1 protein-coding gene and 1 pseudogene are annotated in these 859 nt (G+C 55.3%); both read left to right on the top strand.

Translation table 11 applies throughout. The annotated features are described in order from the left end of the window. On the top strand, positions 1-650 hold a 650-nt coding region (locus GKAS_RS23360), incomplete at its 5' end, for a FecR domain-containing protein (RefSeq protein WP_035897921.1). 86 nt (positions 651-736) lie between these two features. Continuing rightward, positions 737-859, top strand: a pseudogene (locus GKAS_RS23355) (Fe(3+) dicitrate transporter fecA); the annotation flags it as partial.

The raw sequence follows: 859 nt of genomic DNA, 5'->3' as shown, positions 1-859 counted from the left end.
AAACCGGAGAAGGTCTACGCGCGGACTATCGCACCGCCAAAGGCGCGGTCAGCCATCAGCGGCTGGACGATGGCTCGCTGCTGACGCTCAACACGCAAAGCGCCGCAGACGTTCGGTTTGATACGCATCAGCGCGCTGTCCACCTCTGGTATGGCGAAATTGCGATTACCACCGCAAAAGATGCGCAGCAGAGGCCTTTCCGCGTGGTGACCCGCCAGGGCCAGCTCACCGCCTTAGGCACAGAATTTACCGTCTATCAGCAGGACAACATCACGCGCGTTACCGTTCAACAGCATGCGGTTGAAGTCTTACTGGCAAACCGCCCGCAGGAAAAACGCATCGTCAACGCTGGCGAGAGCCTGCTGTTCAGCGCGTCTGAATTTGGTGCAATCGCCTCGGCGGATGATGAAAGCGCCGCCTGGACGCAGGGCGTTCTGAGCTTCAGCGATAAACCGCTGGGTGAAGTGATTGCCACGCTGGGCCGTTATCGCAACGGCGTGCTGCGTTGCGATCCGGCGGTGGCCGGGCTGCGCCTGAGTGGCACGTTCCCGCTGAAAAATACCGATGCGATTCTGGAGATTATTGCCCAGACACTTCCAGTGAAAATTCAGACTGTTACACGATACTGGGTCAATATTTCGGCGCTGTAAGAAAAATAATTCTCATTTTCATTGTCCTTTTTCCCCTTCTCATTCGACTCATAGCTGAACACAACAAAAATGATGATGGAGAAGGTATGACGCCTTTACGCGTTTTTAGCAAAACAACACCTTTGGTTAACGCCATTCGCCTGAGCCTGCTGCCGCTGGCTGGGCTCTCGTTATCCGCTTTCGCAGCGCAGGTTGATATTGCACCAGGC

This window comes from Kluyvera ascorbata ATCC 33433 (assembly GCF_000735365.1).
Taxonomy (GTDB): Bacteria; Pseudomonadota; Gammaproteobacteria; order Enterobacterales; family Enterobacteriaceae; genus Kluyvera; species Kluyvera ascorbata.
Note: the sequence above shows the minus strand (reverse complement) of the source record. Positions and strands in the feature narration are given on the sequence as shown.